Below are 15,116 nucleotides of genomic sequence, written 5' to 3'. Positions count from 1 at the left end.
CCCGCTGCATGACGTGGCGCGCATCCTACCGAGTTTCAACCCCGCAACCCGCGAGAATGCGGCCCCAATCGAGGGAGGCTTATGCAGGGTTTTGACGTGGTGGTCATCGGCGCAGGTGCCGCCGGCCTTTTCTGCGCGGCGCAGGCCGGTCAACGTGGCCTGCGCGTATTGCTGATAGACCATGCCTCACGCCTGGCCGAGAAGATTCGCATCTCCGGCGGAGGTCGGTGCAATTTCACGAATCGCGACGTCGGACCCAACAATTTCCTGTCCGAGAACCCGGCGTTCTGTCGCTCCGCCCTGGCGCGCTTCACGCCGCAGGACTTCATCAAGCTAGTGCAGCGACATGGCATCGCCTTCCACGAAAAGCACAAGGGCCAGTTGTTCTGCGATGACTCCAGCGAGCGAATCATCCAGATGTTGGTCGATGAATGCGCAACCGGGGGCGTGACGCGCTGGCAGCCGTGCACGGTGGCCGACGTCCGCCCGCTGACCGGTGGAGGCTTCGATCTGGACACGTCCCAGGGGGCCGTGCAGGCCCGCAGCGTCGTCGTCGCAACCGGCGGCCTTCCGGTACCCAAGATTGGCGCCAGCGACTGGGGCCTGCGTCTGGCCAAGCGCTTCGAGCACACCATCGTCGAGCCACGCCCGGCGCTGGTGCCGCTGACCTTCGATGCAGACCGCTGGGCGCCCTTCGCCGACCTCGCCGGCCTCTCGCTGCCCGTCGAGGTCAGCACCGGCAGCGGCAAGGCCCGCGCAAGGTTTCTGGAAGACCTGCTGTTCACGCATCGCGGCCTGAGCGGCCCGGCCATCCTGCAGATTTCGAGCTATCGCACGGCGAACGATCAACCGCTGCAGATCAACCTCGCCCCGGACCTGACACTGGATCGAGATCTCGTCGAAGCCAAGGCCAGTTCGCGCCGACAGCTCGGTACGGAGTTCGGCAGCCGCCTGCCGCAACGACTGGCGGCGGCCTGGCTCGCGCGCGCCGCGCTGGACGCGGCGCGTCCGCTGGCGGAATGCCGCGACGCCGATCTGCAGCGCTTGGGTCGAAGCGTTCACGACTGGCCGCTGACACCCACTGGGGACGAGGGCTGGCGCAAGGCCGAAGTCATGCGCGGCGGCGTCAGCACCCGCGACCTCAGCTCACAGACGCTGGAAAGCAAGCGTGTGCCCGGGCTTTATTTCATCGGCGAAGTGGTCGATGTCACCGGCTGGCTGGGGGGCTACAACTTCCACTGGGCGTGGGCGAGCGCAGCGGCTTGCGCCCAGGCTTTGGCGCAGTCTCCTCAACAGGGTTGAGAGATTCTTGGCGAGCGCTTGATTTCCAGGCTACAATCCTCGGCTTTGCTGGCAAACCCGCGCGTCGATTCGCTGCACTTCTCGAAGAAGACCCAAGAGAAGCAGTAATCCGGAACCTGCTGCTGAAACTTAGCCGCGAACACCGAGCGCAATTTGAAGGAAATACATGACCACCATCCGCGTCAAGGAAAACGAGCCGTTCGACGTCGCTCTGCGTCGCTTCAAGCGCACCATCGAAAAGCTGGGCCTGCTGACTGAGCTGCGCGCCCGCGAGTTCTACGAAAAGCCCACCGCCGAGCGCAAGCGCAAGAAGGCCGCGGCCGTCAAGCGTCACTACAAGCGCGTGCGCAGCATGCAGCTGCCCAAGAAGCTGTACTGATAGCTTCTGACGCGATCCGGAGCCCTGTTCAGCGCGGCTCCGGTGAACCCCAAAACCCGCCACAGGACGCTGTCGCGGGTTTTTGTCTTTTAGAACCGGAATTCCCATGAGCCTCAAAGACCGCATCACCGAAGACATGAAGGCCGCGATGCGCGCCAAGGAAAGCGACCGTCTGCTGACCATCCGAGGCCTGCTGGCCGCCGTCAAGCAAAAGGAAGTTGACGAGCGCATCGTCGTCGACGACGCAGCCCTCGTGGCCATCGTCGACAAGTTGATCAAGCAGCGCAAGGATTCGATCAGCCAGTTCACGGCTGCCGGCCGGGACGACCTCGTCGCCAAGGAAAGTGCCGAACTCGCCGTGCTGCAGACTTATCTGCCCGAGCGCCTGTCCGCCGAAGCGGTGGCCGAGAAGGTCGCTACCATCGTGGCCGAACTCGGCGCCAGCGGCCCGGCCGACATGGGCAAGGTCATGGCAGCCGCCAAGGCCGCGCTCGGCGGCATCGCGGAAATGAGCGCCGTCTCCGCTGCCGTCAAGGCGGCACTGTCCAAGTAAGGAACCCGGCCATGAGCCTGCCATTGCACTCCCTGGCACCCGACATCTGCGCGGCACCGCAGCTGGCGCCCGAATCGATGGCCGAGGCCGCTGCGATGGGGTTTCGCAGCGTCATCAATAACCGCCCCGATTTCGAACACGGCCCCGGCCAGCCAACCTCGGCAGACATCCAGGCTGCCGCAGAGGCTGCGGGGCTTCAGTACCGGCATCTGCCCGTCGCGGGGGGCTACCAGTCCCCGGCGGAAATCGAGGCCTTCGCACGGCTGCTCGAAGAGCTGCCGCGGCCGCTGCTCGTGTTCTGCCGCTCGGGCTCACGCTCGGCACGGCTGTTCATGCAGGCTCAGCAACTGGGCTGAACCCGGCCGGGACTTACCCGCAGCGACGGCTCCACGAAGCCGTTCCCCCTCAAACGGTCGCTACATTGGCGGCCGTTTGCGTTTCTGCGGCCAGCTCATGAACGCCCTGCTCTCCCTGGCGAGGTGCATCGACAACCTCAACGACCGCTTCGGCAGGCTGGCGGCGTGGGCCGTGCTGCTGTCCTGCTTCATCAGCGCCGCCAACGCCGCGATTCGTTACGGGCTGGACTACAGCTCCAACGCGTTCCTGGAGATCCAGTGGTATCTGTTCGCCGCCTGCGTGATGCTGGGCGCGGCCCAGGTCCTGCGGCTCAATGAACATGTTCGCGTGGACATCATCTACAGCCGACTCTCCGGCCACGGCAAGGTTTGCGTGGATCTGTTCGGCCTGTTGGCATTTCTGCTCCCCGTGATGGCGTACCTGACCTGGCTCTCCTGGGATCTGTTCATCGTCAAGTTGAGCACAGGCATGAGCGCGACCGATTCCATCGACAGCCTTGGCGCCGCCGGCTATCTGCGCAAACTGCTGACGAGCGGCGAAATGTCCAGCAACGCCGGTGGCCTGATCCGCTGGCCGGCGGTGCTGATGCTGCCGCTGGGTTTTGCGCTGGTCACCCTGCAAGGCCTGGCCGAAGTCATCAAGCGTGTGGCCTGGCTGGCGCACCGCCACGAGATGGACACGCACTACGAGAGGCCTCTCCAATGATCGCCATGGAGGCCTTCCCGCCGCTGATGTTCGCCGGCCTGATCCTGATCATGCTGATCGGCTTCCCCGTTGCCTTTTCGCTGGCGGCACTGGGTCTCGCCTGCGGCTTCTTCGCCGTGCAGCAGGGCTGGTTCCCACAGGCGTTCATGAGCGCCCTGCCCTCCAACGTGTTCGGCATCCTGTCCAACGACCTGCTGCTGGCCATCCCGTTCTTCACGCTGATGGGCTCGCTGCTGGAGCGCTGCGGGCTCGCCGAAGACATGCTGGACTCGATGGGCCAGTTGTTCGGACCCGTACGCGGCGGCCTGGGTTATTCGGTGATCATCGTGGGCTTCATCCTCGGCGCCATCACAGGCACGGTGGCAGGTCAGGTCATCGCGATGGCGATGATTTCGCTGCCGGTCATGATGCGCTACGGCTACAACATGCGCTATGCCACCGGCGTGCTGGCCGCATCGGGCACCATCACGCAACTGGTGCCGCCCTCGCTCGTGCTGGTGGTGCTTGCCGACCAGCTCGGCCGACCAGTGGGCGACATGTACAAGGGCGCCTGGGGGCCGTCGATCCTGCAGGTGCTGATCTTTGCGCTCTATACGTTTGCGCTCAGCCGCCTCAAACCCCACCACGTGCCCGGCGTGCCCAAGGAGGCGCGCACGCTGCAGGGATGGGCTCTGTGGCGCAAATGCCTGCGCGGCATCGTGCCATCAGCCGTGCTGATCTTCGCCGTCCTGGGCTCCATGGGCGGACTGCCAGGCATCAACGTCGCGATCTGCACACCGACCGAGGCCGGCGCGATGGGCGCAGTAGGCGCCTTCGTTCTGGCGGCACTGCATCGGCGACTGAACTGGCCTCTGGTCAGGGAAACCATGCTGAACACGATGCGCATCACCGCCATGGTGGTGTTCATCCTGATCGGCTCGCGCACGTTTTCGCTGGTCTTCCAGGGCGTTGAAGGCGGCCGCTGGATCGAGCATCTGCTCAGCGACCTACCCGGCGGACAGGTTGGCTTCCTCATCGTCGTCAACCTGTTCATTTTTTTCCTGGCGTTCTTTCTCGACTTCTTCGAAATCGCCTTCATCATCCTGCCGCTGCTGGGCCCGGTGGCCGACAAGATGGGGATCGATCTGGTCTGGTTCGGTGTGATGCTGTGCGTGAATATGCAGACGAGCTTCATGCATCCGCCGTTCGGCTTCGCGCTGTTCTATCTGCGCGGCATCTCCGACACGCTGTTCAAGAATGGTTCGCTGCCTAGAAAGGTGGAATCCAGCGACATCTATCTGGGCTCCATTCCCTGGGTCGGCATGCAGTTGATCCTGGTCGCCGTCGTCATCTTCTTCCCCCAGACCGTGACCACTTTCCTCGACAAGGAAAAGGCGGTCAATCTGAATGAAGCAACCGAGCTGCTGCAACAAATGGATGCGCACGACAAAGCAAACAGCATCGAGCCCGTCGATGCCGATCGCCCGTTTCAACCCGACGCAGCCTCCGCGCCCGCCTCAGCCCACTGAAATTACCGGGATCCCGCGCGCCTCGGCGGCACGGTGACTTGAGGTGACCCGCAATTCGCGCCCCGGAAAAGGCGTTTCGTCGCGCCGCGCTAGCCTCGCGTTGGGCCTTCGTGAACACTGCGCTTCCAATGCCTTGAGCGTCGCAAGGCTGGAGTTGCAAATGCAGTCAAGCAAGGGATGGATCGGGTTGGCCCTGTCGTTGTGCCTGTTGGTGGGCGGCTGGCCCGCCGAGGCCAGTGAAGTGGTCAAGCTCGCCCGCCTGGTCGTCAGCGGCAAGCGCGCGGCAAACGAGGCGCCACGCACACCATCGACGCCACAGGAACCCAGAAACCCGGCCAACGCACAAGCCCAGGGCGGCGGTGGCAGCGACGAAGCAGGCAATGCGCCGGCGCCATCGCGCAGCGTGTCCTGAACAGCCCGAAATTTTTGGATTTGAAAAACAAAATGCGCCCAGATCATTTGATTTGGGCGCATTGAAAATTTGGCGGAGTGGACGGGGCTCGAACCCGCGACCCCCGGCGTGACAGGCCGGTATTCTAACCAACTGAACTACCACTCCGCGTGGGATAAATTATATACTATTTTTCAATAGTATTCGAGCTTTATCAAACTCGCCTCGCTTTTCAGCGACTTTCTCAAATTACTGCTTTACGCAGAAATTTGGCGTCCCCTAGGGGATTCGAACCCCTGTAATCACCGTGAAAGGGTGGTGTCCTAGGCCTCTAGACGAAGGGGACTAATTTCACAAACCAACTGCAATCCGCCAATATATCACAAAATATTGGTGGAGGTAAGCGGGATCGAACCGCTGACCTCTTGCATGCCATGCAAGCGCTCTCCCAGCTGAGCTATACCCCCGGAAAACCGGTTGCAAAAGCAAACGGCCAAAAATTTGGGCCGTTCACTACCCAGGCGAACCTGAGGAATCCTTGGCGGAGTGGACGGGGCTCGAACCCGCGACCCCCGGCGTGACAGGCCGGTATTCTAACCAACTGAACTACCACTCCGCGTGGGATGAATTCGATATTGTATTACAACAATACCCAAGCTCATCAAACTTGGCGTCCCCTAGGGGATTCGAACCCCTGTAATCACCGTGAAAGGGTGGTGTCCTAGGCCTCTAGACGAAGGGGACTAAACCTTCTTACCTGAACTGCGCGCCACTTGAATCTCTTGCGAGATTTTGGTGGAGGTAAGCGGGATCGAACCGCTGACCTCTTGCATGCCATGCAAGCGCTCTCCCAGCTGAGCTATACCCCCGTTTTGATTTTCGATTCTGTCGTTGCCGACTTCTTCGTCAATCACTTCGTTTGCAGCGCTGTTCAAGCGAGACCAAGAGTATATGACGAATTTCAGACCGATTGCAAGCGTTCGACAACTTTTTTCTGTTCGAAGTGTTCGAGCACCGCATCCAGCGACGGAGTTTGAGCGCGGCCACACACGATGACGCGCACCGGCACCGCGAGTTGCGGCATCTTCAAACCGAAGGCTGTCAGCGTTTCCTTCAATGCCTGCTGGATGTTGGCTTTGTTCCATTCGCCCAGTGCCGCCAGGCGCTCGGCCAGCGACGCCACGGCCGGGCGCACCGCCTCGGTGACGTGCGCCGAGAGGTCTTCAGCAGAGGCCGTCACCGGCGCGAAGTACATCGACAACCAATCCGCCAGCGCTGCCACCGTGGCGCAGCGGTCCTTGAACAGCCCGATCTTGGGTTGCACCTGTGCTGCCGTGACCACGATGCCGCGGCCCGCCAGCTGCTCGACCACCAGGCCAGCCAGCCGCGCTTCGTCGATGTGCTTCACGTAATGGCCGTTGACCCAGTCCAGCTTGGCCGGGTCCCACTGCGCCGGGCTCTTGGACAGATGAGAGCCGTCGAACCAGCCGATCATCTGTTCGGCCGAGAAGAGCTCGTCGTCGCCATGGCTCCAGCCCAGGCGGGCCAGGTAGTTCAGCATGCCCTCGGGCAGATAACCATTGGCGGCGTAGTCCATCACGCTGACGGCACCGCGCCGCTTGGAGAGCTTCAGCCCGTCGTCGCCCAGGATGATGGGCAGATGGCCGAAGGACGGCAGCGGCGCGCCCAGCGCGTTGAAGATATTGATCTGCCAGGGTGTGTTGTTGACGTGCTCGTCGCCGCGGAAGACGTGGCTGATGCGCATGTCCCAGTCGTCGACGACGACGGCGAAGTTGTACGTCGGGACGCCGTCCGTCCTGGCGATGATGAGGTCGTCGATCTCACGGTTATTGATAGTGATCGGGCCCTTGACGAGGTCGTTCCAGGTCACGTCGCCCTCCACCGGATTGGCGAAGCGAACGACTGGCTTCACGCCTTCGGGCGGCGTCGGCAGTGTCTTGCCGGGCGCCGGGCGCCAGCGGCGGTCGTACAGCGTCTTCTCGCCGCGCGCCTTCTGCGCTTCGCGCATCTCGTTGAGTTCTTCCGGCGTCGCGTAGCAGCGATAGGCCTTGCCCTCGGCGATGAGCTGGTCGATGACGGCCTGGTAGCGATCCAGGCGCTGCATCTGGTAGATCGGACCCTCGTCGTAGGAGAGGCCCAGCCAGTTCATCGCGGCAATGATCTGGTCCACCGAGTCCTGCGTCGAGCGGGCGACGTCGGTGTCCTCGATGCGCAGCACGAACTCGCCGCCATGGTGGCGCGCATAGGCCCAGGAGTAGAGCGCGGTGCGCGCCGTGCCGAGGTGAAGGAAGCCAGTCGGCGACGGTGCGATGCGGGTGCGGATCTTGTCGAAGTGGGAGGTCATCGGTTCGTCATGGTTGAGCGGCACCGCGTCGGGGCGCGGCGCCCGCCCTCGTCGCCGAGGGCGTCATGGAGGCATCGTCGCCGGGCAGCGGGGTCAAGGCCTCGGTCCCCGGCGACGGTCGTCACGGGTTCAGCCCTCGCCGCCGCCCTGCAGCGCCAGGCGGCTGCGCGCGGCGGCGTCCTCTTCGTCGCCCTGCGAGGTGCGCTGTTCGCGGATGGCGGCGAAATCCTCGATGCTGACGTCACCGGTCACATAGTGGCCATCGAAACAGCTGGCCTCGAAACCGGCCAGGTCGGGCCGCAGGGCCGCCACGACGCGCTTCATCGCGTCGACGTCCTGGTAGATCAGCGCATCGGCGCCGATGTACTGGCGCACTTCTTCGATGCTGCGGCCGTGGGCGATGAGCTCCTCTTGCGTCGGCATGTCGATGCCATAGACGTTGGGGAAGCGCACCGGCGGCGCGGCCGAGGCCAGATAGACCTTGCGGGCGCCAGCGTCGCGGGCCATCTGCACGATTTCCTTGGAGGTCGTGCCGCGCACGATGGAGTCATCCACCAGCAGCACGTTGCGGTTCTTGAACTCCACGCCGATGGCGTTGAGCTTCTGGCGCACGCTCTTCTTGCGAGCGCCCTGCCCCGGCATGATGAAGGTGCGGCCGACGTAGCGGTTCTTCACGAAGCCTTCGCGGTAAGGCTTGCCGATGCGGTGGGCCAGCTGCATGGCCGACGGGCGGCTGCTCTCGGGGATGGGGATGACGACGTCGATGTCGCTGGGCGGCATCGTGGAGATCACGCGTTGGGCCAGCGTCTCGCCCATGTTGAGGCGAGCCTGGTAGACCGAGATGCCGTCCATGACGGAGTCAGGTCGAGCCAGGTAGACGAATTCGAACATGCACGGGTTCAACGACGGCTTGTCGTTGCACTGCTCGGTGTGCAGCTTGCCGGTCAGGTCGACGAACAAGGCCTCGCCGGGCGCCAGGTCGCGCTCGAGCTGGTGGCCGGTGCCTTCCAGCGCGACGCTCTCGCTCGCCACCATGAAGTCGCCGTTGGCCGCGCGGCCGAAGCACAGCGGACGGATGCCGAAGGGGTCGCGGAAGGCCAGCAGGCCATAACCCGCGATCAGCGCGATGACGGCGTAGCTGCCCTTGATGCGCTTTTGCACGGCGCGCACGGCGGCGAAGATCTCCTTGGGCGTCAGCGGCAGGTCGCGCGCTGCCAGCTCCAGCTCGTGCGCCAGCACGTTGATCAACACCTCGGTGTCGCTCTCGGTGTTGATGTGACGGCGGTCGATGTCGAACAGCTCGTCCTTCAGCGCGTGCGCGTTGGTCAGGTTGCCGTTGTGCACCAGCACGATGCCGAACGGCGCGTTCACGTAGAAGGGCTGGGCCTCCTCTTCGCTGTAGGCATTGCCCGCCGTGGGGTAGCGCACCTGCCCGAGACCGATGTTGCCGGGCAGCGCGCGCATGTTGCGGGTACGGAACACGTCCCGCACCATGCCACGGGCCTTATGCATGAAGCACTTGGGGCCCTGCATCGTGACGATGCCGGCGGCGTCCTGGCCACGGTGCTGCAACAGCAGCAGCGCGTCATACAGGAGCTGGTTGACGGGAGATGCCGCGAGGGTGCCGACGATGCCGCACATGTCAGTGACGCCCGGCCGTCCGAAGGCACTGACGCGCACCCGCGGGGGGCAGCGAGCGGAGCGAGCGTGGGGGCTGGTGTGTCATGAGAGTCCTTAATCAGTCGATTCCGCGTCAGATGGGGTCATCGAGCGGGAAACAAAACGGGCAACGGGTTCGGGCAGCAGGGGCGCCGCGTCGCGCAGCACATGGGCCAGCACGGGGGCGGCACGCGAGGCCTGCCAGGTAGAAGATTCCGCCAGCGGTGACGCGCCGATGACGAGCACCAGCAGCAGCGCGATGAAGACGCCGCGCAGCGCGCCGAAGCCGGCGCCACCCAGGCGGTCCAGCACGGACAGCGGGGTGGCGTGGATCAGGGCCTTGACCAGCCGCGAGGCCAGGCTCCAGACGATGAGGACGAAGCAGAACGCCAACACCAGCGCGAGCACATGCAACATGAGCGAGCTGAGCTTGGCGGCGGTGGAGGCTGGCAGGAGCTCGATCACGACAGGGGCCAGCGGTGACGCCGCGAAATACGCCACCAGCCACCCCACGAGCGACATCACCTCATAGACGAGGCCGCGCCACAGGCCGATGCCGATCGACAGCAGCAGCAGCACGGCCAGCGCGAGATCGACCCAGCTCAGTTCCATGGCGGGTCAGAGCGTGAGCACGGAGCCGGGCAGTCCCGCGCCTTTGAGCTTGGCCGCGGCGCGCTCGGCCTCGTCGCGGCTGGCGAAAGGCCCCAGACGCACGCGCACGCGGTGGCCATCCGGCGTTTCCACGGCCTGGGCGTAGGTCTTGAGTCCCAACTTCTCAACCTTGGCGCGCATGTCCTGCGCCGCCTTGTTCTCGCCGTACGCACCGACCTGAACGATGAAGCGCACCCCAGTCGCCTCCTTGCCCTCCAGCAAGGCCAGCGCCCGGGCGCCATCGTTGGACGCCGCCTTGGGTTTCTCGGCCACCTTGTCGGCGACCCGTTCGGCGGGTTTCTCGGCGGGCTTTTCTGCCACCTTGACGGGCGGCTTGTCCTGGGGCTTGTCGGCTGGCCTGGTCGCCGTGTGCTCCACCGGTTTATCGGCCAGACGCTCCGCTGCCCTGTCTTCGGTCTTCTGCGCCGGCTTTTCAACCGGCACTTCGGCAACCTTGGGCTCGACCGGCGGCGCTTGCACGACGGGCGTGGCCGCCGGCGGTGGCGCGGTCTGCGCCTGGGCCTGCGGCTCACGCGCGGGCACGGCCAGCGGCGGCGCGGTATCCCTGCTCGGGATCTCGATCGGCAGATCGACGGGGATCGGGCGCGGCTGCGTCTCGAAAATCAGCGGGAAGCCCACCATGCCCGCCGCGACCAGCACCGCAGCCCCGATGAGGCGGCGCCGGGCGCGCAGGCGCAACAGCTGCACATCGTCGGCCGCACTGGACCTCGCTCCCGTCTTGGCAGGCTTTTTGGGCGCCGCCGCAGCGGCCGCGTCATCGCGCTTGAGGAAGGAAAACAGGCCCATCGCGGCGTCTGACTCAGTGGAGGGTAGGAGGCTGCGGCGCGGTGGCGCCGGCGGTCACACGCGGGATGCCCTGTTGCAACACGCCGCCCACGGTGTAGAAGGAACCGAAGACCAGGATTCTATCGGCCGTGGTCGCGCCGGCTGCCGCCGCCTGCAGGGCGTCGAGCGGCGTGGCATGGGTATGGGTTGTCACGTCCGGCGGCGTCTTCAGCCCGGCGGCCCGGAAGGCCGCCTGCAACTGCTCGGCGGTCGCCGCCCGGGCGATGGGCAGGTCGGTGAAATGCCAGACATCCACCAGCGGCGCGATCCGGGCCAGGATGCCGGCCAGATCCTTGTCGCCCATGGCGCCGAACACCGCATGCGTGCGGGGGAAGAAGCCCATCTGGTCGAGGTTCTGCGCGAGCGCCGCCACCGCATGCGGGTTGTGCGCCACGTCCAGCACGACGGCCGGCTGGCCGGCCAGCACCTGGAAGCGCCCCGGCAACTCGACGAGCGCCAGGCCCGTGCGCACGGCTTGCGCGCTGATGGGCAGCCGATCGGCCAGCGCCTCGAAAGCCGCCAGCACGCCGGAGGCATTCAGCAGCTGGTTCACACCGCGCAGCGCCGGATACGACATGCCTGAGTAGCGCTTGCCCCGCCCTGCCCACTGCCATTGCGTGCGGTCGCCGCTGAAGGTGAAGTCGCGCCCCAGTTGGCGCAGGTCACAGCCCAGTTCGGCCGCGCGCGCCGCCAGCGAGGCCGGCGGCAGGGGGTCGCTGACGACGACCGGCCGGCCCGCGCGCATGATGCCGGCCTTCTCGCGGCCGACGCTCTCGCGGTCGGGGCCGAGGTATTCGGTGTGGTCGAGGTCGATGCTCGTGATGACCGCGCAGTCTGCGTCGACGACGTTGACGGCATCCAGCCGGCCGCCCAGGCCGACTTCGAGGATGACGAGATCGAGCGGCTCGTGCTGCAGCCGGCGCATGATGGCCAGCGTCGTGAACTCGAAGTAGCTCAGCGTGATGTCGCCACGCGCCGCCTCGACGGCCTCGAAGTGCGGCTCCAGCGACTCGGCTGCCACCGGCGCGCCGCCGACGCGGCAGCGCTCCTGGAAGTGCACCAGGTGGGGCTTGATGTAGAGCCCGACCCGGTAGCCCGCGTGCAGCGCGATGGACTCCAGCATCGCGCAGGTCGAACCTTTGCCGTTGGTGCCGGCGACGACGACGGTCGGGCAGTCGAAGGCGATGCCCAGCCTCTCCTTCACCGCCCGGACGCGCTCCAGCGTCATGTCGATGGTCTTGGGGTGCAGGCGCTCGCAGTGGGCGAGCCAGTCATCAAGCGTCATGGCATTTCAGAAAACAAGACGGCCAGGCGCTAGGCCTGGCCGCAGTGGGGCGTTGACATCGTTAGTGCCGCCGAAACCCATCCACCCAGTGGCTGCCATGGAACCGGCTTTGCCGGGCCATCGGCAGCGCCCCCTTGAGGGGGCCGGCGAAGCTGGTAGGGGGTGGGCCCATCACCTCAAGCCACCGCGTCCGCGCTCTGGCGCTGCAGCATGGCGAGCTGGCGGGCGATGGTTTCGCGCAGCTGGCGGCGGTCGGTGATCATGTCGACGGCGCCCTTCTCCATCAGGAACTCGGCGCGCTGGAAGCCGGGAGGCAGCTTCTCGCGCACGGTGTTCTCGATGACGCGCGGGCCGGCAAAGCCGATCAGCGCCTTGGGCTCGGCCAGCACGATGTCGCCCACGAAGGCGAACGAGGCGGACACGCCGCCCATGGTCGGGTCGGTCAGCACACTGATGTAGGGCAACTTGGCCTTGGCCAGGCGCGTCAGCGACGCGTTGGTCTTGGCCATCTGCATCAGGCTCAGCAGACCTTCCTGCATGCGCGCGCCACCGGTGGCGGTGAAGCAGATGAAGGGCGTCTTCTGCTCGATGGCCGTCTCGACGCCGCGCACAAAGCGCTCCCCGACGACGGAGCCCATGGAGCCGCCCATGAAGTCGAACTCGAAGCAGGCCGCAACCACTGGCACGCTCATGACCGCGCCGCCCATGACGACCAGCGCGTCGGTCTCGCCGGTGTTCTCCAGCGCTTCCTTCAGGCGGTCGGGGTACTTCTTGCTGTCCTTGAACTTCAGCGCGTCGACCGGCAGGACTTCCTGGCCGATCTCGTAGCGGCCTTCCGGGTCGAGGAAGGCATCCAGCCGCGGCCGGGCCGCGATGCGGTGATGGTGGGAGCACTTGGGGCAGACGTTGATGTTCTGCTCCAGGTCGGTCTTGTAGAGCACCGTCTCACAGCTCGGGCACTTGATCCACAGGCCTTCGGGCACCGTGCGGCGATCGGCCGGGTCCCCTTGCTGGATCTTGGGCGGGAGCAGTTTGTCGAGCCAACTCATGCGTCATTCCTCTTGTCGAGTGCGGCGCGGATCTCGCGGATGAAGGCCGCGCCGGTGGAAGCGACATTATCGGCTGGCTGGCGCTCCATCAGTTCGACGAGCTTGGAACCGATGACGACGGCGTCCGAAACATCGGCGACAGCCCGAGCCGTGGCGCCGTCGCGGATGCCGAAACCCACCCCCACCGGCGTGCTGACATGCTGCTTGATGCGCGGCACGGCCTCGGCCACGGCGGCCGTGTTCAGGTGGCCGGCACCGGTCACGCCCTTCAGCGACACGTAGTAGACATAGCCACTGGCCAGCTTGCCGACCTGGGCCATGCGCGCCTCGGTGGACGTGGGCGCGAGCAGGAAGATGGCGTCCATGTCGGCGGCGCGCAGCTTGGCGGCGAACGCCTCGCACTCCTCGGGCGGGTAGTCGACGATGAGCACACCGTCGACACCCGCGGCCGCCGCGTCGGTGACGAAGGCGTCCAGCCCATAGCGCTCGACCGGGTTGGCATAGCCCATCAGCACCAGCGGCGTGGTGGCGTTGCGGGCGCGGAACTGCCGAACATAGTCCAGCACCTTGCGCAGGCCGATGCCCTGCTTCAACGCCCGCTCCCCGGCACGCTGGATGACGGGGCCGTCGGCCATCGGGTCGGAGAAAGGCACGCCCAGCTCGATGACGTCGGCACCGGCCTCGGCCATGGCCAGCAGCAGGTCGACGGTGGCCGTCGGGTGCGGGTCACCGGCGGTGACGAAGGGGATCAGCGCCTTGCGGCCCTGGGCCTTCAGTTGCTCGAAAGTGGTGGCGATGCGGCTCACAGTGCGCCTCCCTTCACCTTTTCACCGGCTTGCGACGGGCGATCGAAATACGCGGCGCCGGACAGATCGGCGACGGTGCCGATGTCCTTGTCGCCACGGCCGCTGAGGTTCACCAGCAGCACCTTGTCCTGGGTCAGCGTCGGCGCGAGCTTGATGGCGTGCGCGACGGCATGGCTGGATTCGAGCGCGGGAATGATCCCTTCGGTGCGGCACAGGCGGTGGAAGGCCGCGAGCGCCTCGGCATCGGTGACGCCGACGTACTCGGCGCGGCCGATGTCCTTCAGGTGAGCGTGCTCGGGGCCGACGCCGGGGTAGTCCAGACCGGCGGAGATGGAGTGCGTCTCGATGATCTGGCCGTCCTCGTCCTGCAGCAGATAGGTGCGGTTGCCGTGCAGCACGCCCGGCGTGCCGGCCGTCAGCGTTGCGGCATGCTTGCCACTGGCCACACCCTGCCCTTCGGCCTCGACGCCGATGAGCCGAACGTTCTCATGCGGGATATAGGGGTGGAAGATGCCGATGGCGTTGCTGCCGCCGCCCACGCAGGCGATGACGGCGTCCGGCTGGCGCTGGATCAACTCGGGCATCTGCTCCAGGCACTCCAGGCCGATGATGCGCTGGAAGTCGCGCACCATCATCGGGTACGGGTGCGGGCCGGCCACGGTGCCGATGATGTAGAAGGTGTTCTCGACGTTGGTGACCCAGTCGCGCATCGCCTCGTTGAGCGCGTCCTTCAGCGTCTTGCTGCCGCTCTCCACCGGCACTACGGTCGCGCCGAGCAGCTTCATGCGATAGACGTTGGGGCTCTGGCGCTTGACGTCCTCGCTGCCCATGTAGACCACGCATTCCAGGCCGTAGCGGGCGCAGATCGTCGCCGTCGCCACACCGTGCTGGCCGGCGCCGGTCTCGGCGATGACGCGCGGCTTGCCCATGCGCTTGGCCAGCAGTGCCTGACCGATGACGTTGTTGATCTTGTGCGCGCCGGTGTGGTTCAAGTCTTCGCGCTTCAAGTAGATCTGCGCGCCGCCCAGCTCGCGGCTCAGGCGGTCGGCGTGATAGATCGGGCTCGGGCGGCCGACGAAGTGCTTGAGCTCCTTCTTGTACTCGGCCAGGAACTCCGGGTCATGCTGGTAATGCGCGTAGGCGTCTTTCAGTTGATCGAGCGCGTGAACGAGCGTTTCGGAGACGAAGCTGCCGCCATAGGTCGGCGTGCCGGCATGGCGGAAATGCCCGGTGGCATCGGGCTGGTCGTACTGGAACATG

General features: G+C 65.6%; 15 protein-coding genes and 6 tRNA genes. 7 read left to right on the top strand and 14 right to left on the bottom strand.

The genetic code is table 11. The features are described 5' to 3' along the window. Window positions 1–81 precede the first annotated feature (81 nt). The 7 genes from ACG00X_RS10060 (at window position 82) to ACG00X_RS10030 (ending at window position 5,216) form a co-directional block, all read left to right on the top strand. The gene (locus ACG00X_RS10060; protein WP_394488004.1) at window positions 82–1,302 is read left to right on the top strand and encodes a BaiN/RdsA family NAD(P)/FAD-dependent oxidoreductase; all 1,221 of its coding nucleotides are present in this window, start codon (window positions 82–84) and stop codon (window positions 1,300–1,302) included. Window positions 1,303–1,468: 166 nt separating this feature from the next. Beyond that, entirely contained in the window at window positions 1,469–1,681 is a 213-nt protein-coding gene (gene rpsU / locus ACG00X_RS10055; RefSeq protein WP_012346814.1) for a 30S ribosomal protein S21, read from the top strand. 106 nt (window positions 1,682–1,787) lie between these two features. Further along, entirely contained in the window at window positions 1,788–2,234 is a 447-nt protein-coding gene (locus ACG00X_RS10050; protein ID WP_394488003.1) for a GatB/YqeY domain-containing protein, read from the top strand. 11 nt (window positions 2,235–2,245) lie between these two features. Further along, complete coding sequence (locus ACG00X_RS10045) at window positions 2,246–2,590, top strand: TIGR01244 family sulfur transferase (RefSeq protein WP_394488002.1); 345 nt, start codon at window positions 2,246–2,248, stop codon at window positions 2,588–2,590. Window positions 2,591–2,687: 97 nt separating this feature from the next. Beyond that, on the top strand, window positions 2,688–3,296 hold the full coding sequence (locus ACG00X_RS10040; protein ID WP_394488001.1) for a TRAP transporter small permease subunit: 609 nt from the start codon (window positions 2,688–2,690) through the stop codon (window positions 3,294–3,296). Next, window positions 3,296–4,804, top strand: coding sequence for a TRAP transporter large permease (locus ACG00X_RS10035; RefSeq protein WP_394488063.1), 1,509 nt, complete (start codon window positions 3,296–3,298; stop codon window positions 4,802–4,804). Before ACG00X_RS10040 ends, ACG00X_RS10035 begins: the two co-directional genes overlap by 1 nt. Before the next feature lie 160 nt (window positions 4,805–4,964). Then, the gene (locus ACG00X_RS10030; protein WP_394488000.1) at window positions 4,965–5,216 is read left to right on the top strand and encodes a hypothetical protein; all 252 of its coding nucleotides are present in this window, start codon (window positions 4,965–4,967) and stop codon (window positions 5,214–5,216) included. A 70-nt stretch (window positions 5,217–5,286) separates the two neighbouring features. On the opposite strand, the gene ACG00X_RS10025 is transcribed toward ACG00X_RS10030, so the two are convergent. The 14 genes from ACG00X_RS10025 to trpB all read right to left on the bottom strand — a co-directional run bounded on the left by ACG00X_RS10025 (window position 5,287) and on the right by trpB (window position 15,115). Continuing rightward, a tRNA-Asp gene (locus tag ACG00X_RS10025) sits at window positions 5,287–5,363 on the bottom strand. Window positions 5,364–5,465: 102 nt separating this feature from the next. Continuing rightward, a tRNA-Glu gene (locus ACG00X_RS10020) sits at window positions 5,466–5,541 on the bottom strand. Between the two features lie 45 nt (window positions 5,542–5,586). Beyond that, window positions 5,587–5,662, bottom strand: a tRNA-Ala gene (locus tag ACG00X_RS10015). 72 nt (window positions 5,663–5,734) lie between these two features. Then, window positions 5,735–5,811 (bottom strand) — tRNA-Asp (locus ACG00X_RS10010). A 52-nt stretch (window positions 5,812–5,863) separates the two neighbouring features. Further along, window positions 5,864–5,939, bottom strand: a tRNA-Glu gene (locus ACG00X_RS10005). A gap of 49 nt (window positions 5,940–5,988) precedes the next feature. After that, window positions 5,989–6,064 (bottom strand) — tRNA-Ala (locus tag ACG00X_RS10000). A gap of 92 nt (window positions 6,065–6,156) precedes the next feature. Continuing rightward, window positions 6,157–7,560 (bottom strand): glutamate--tRNA ligase, encoded by a 1,404-nt coding sequence (gene gltX / locus ACG00X_RS09995; RefSeq protein ID WP_394487999.1) that lies wholly within the window; start codon window positions 7,558–7,560, stop codon window positions 6,157–6,159. A gap of 129 nt (window positions 7,561–7,689) precedes the next feature. Beyond that, the gene (gene purF / locus ACG00X_RS09990; protein ID WP_394487998.1) at window positions 7,690–9,201 is read right to left on the bottom strand and encodes an amidophosphoribosyltransferase; all 1,512 of its coding nucleotides are present in this window, start codon (window positions 9,199–9,201) and stop codon (window positions 7,690–7,692) included. A gap of 93 nt (window positions 9,202–9,294) precedes the next feature. Beyond that, window positions 9,295–9,831, bottom strand: coding sequence for a CvpA family protein (locus ACG00X_RS09985; protein WP_394487997.1), 537 nt, complete (start codon window positions 9,829–9,831; stop codon window positions 9,295–9,297). 6 nt (window positions 9,832–9,837) lie between these two features. Next, window positions 9,838–10,578 carry an SPOR domain-containing protein gene (locus ACG00X_RS09980; protein WP_394488061.1) on the bottom strand — a complete coding sequence of 247 codons (741 nt, stop codon included), beginning with the start codon at window positions 10,576–10,578 and terminating at the stop codon, window positions 9,838–9,840. Between the two features lie 112 nt (window positions 10,579–10,690). Further along, complete coding sequence (gene folC / locus ACG00X_RS09975) at window positions 10,691–12,001, bottom strand: bifunctional tetrahydrofolate synthase/dihydrofolate synthase (protein ID WP_394487995.1); 1,311 nt, start codon at window positions 11,999–12,001, stop codon at window positions 10,691–10,693. A 176-nt stretch (window positions 12,002–12,177) separates the two neighbouring features. Then, window positions 12,178–13,050, bottom strand: coding sequence for an acetyl-CoA carboxylase, carboxyltransferase subunit beta (accD, locus tag ACG00X_RS09970; protein WP_394487994.1), 873 nt, complete (start codon window positions 13,048–13,050; stop codon window positions 12,178–12,180). Next, window positions 13,047–13,856 (bottom strand): tryptophan synthase subunit alpha, encoded by an 810-nt coding sequence (trpA, locus tag ACG00X_RS09965; protein ID WP_394487993.1) that lies wholly within the window; start codon window positions 13,854–13,856, stop codon window positions 13,047–13,049. The genes accD and trpA overlap by 4 nt, the downstream gene beginning before the upstream one ends. Further along, window positions 13,853–15,115 carry a tryptophan synthase subunit beta gene (trpB, locus tag ACG00X_RS09960; RefSeq protein ID WP_394487992.1) on the bottom strand — a complete coding sequence of 421 codons (1,263 nt, stop codon included), beginning with the start codon at window positions 15,113–15,115 and terminating at the stop codon, window positions 13,853–13,855. The genes trpA and trpB overlap by 4 nt, the downstream gene beginning before the upstream one ends. Window position 15,116 lies beyond the last annotated feature (1 nt).

It is taken from the genome of Pelomonas nitida, from assembly GCF_043555975.1.
GTDB classification, from domain to species: Bacteria; Pseudomonadota; Gammaproteobacteria; order Burkholderiales; family Burkholderiaceae_C; genus Pelomonas; species Pelomonas nitida.
The sequence above is the reverse complement of the archived record's forward strand: the minus strand, read 5'-3'. Positions and strand labels throughout refer to the sequence as shown.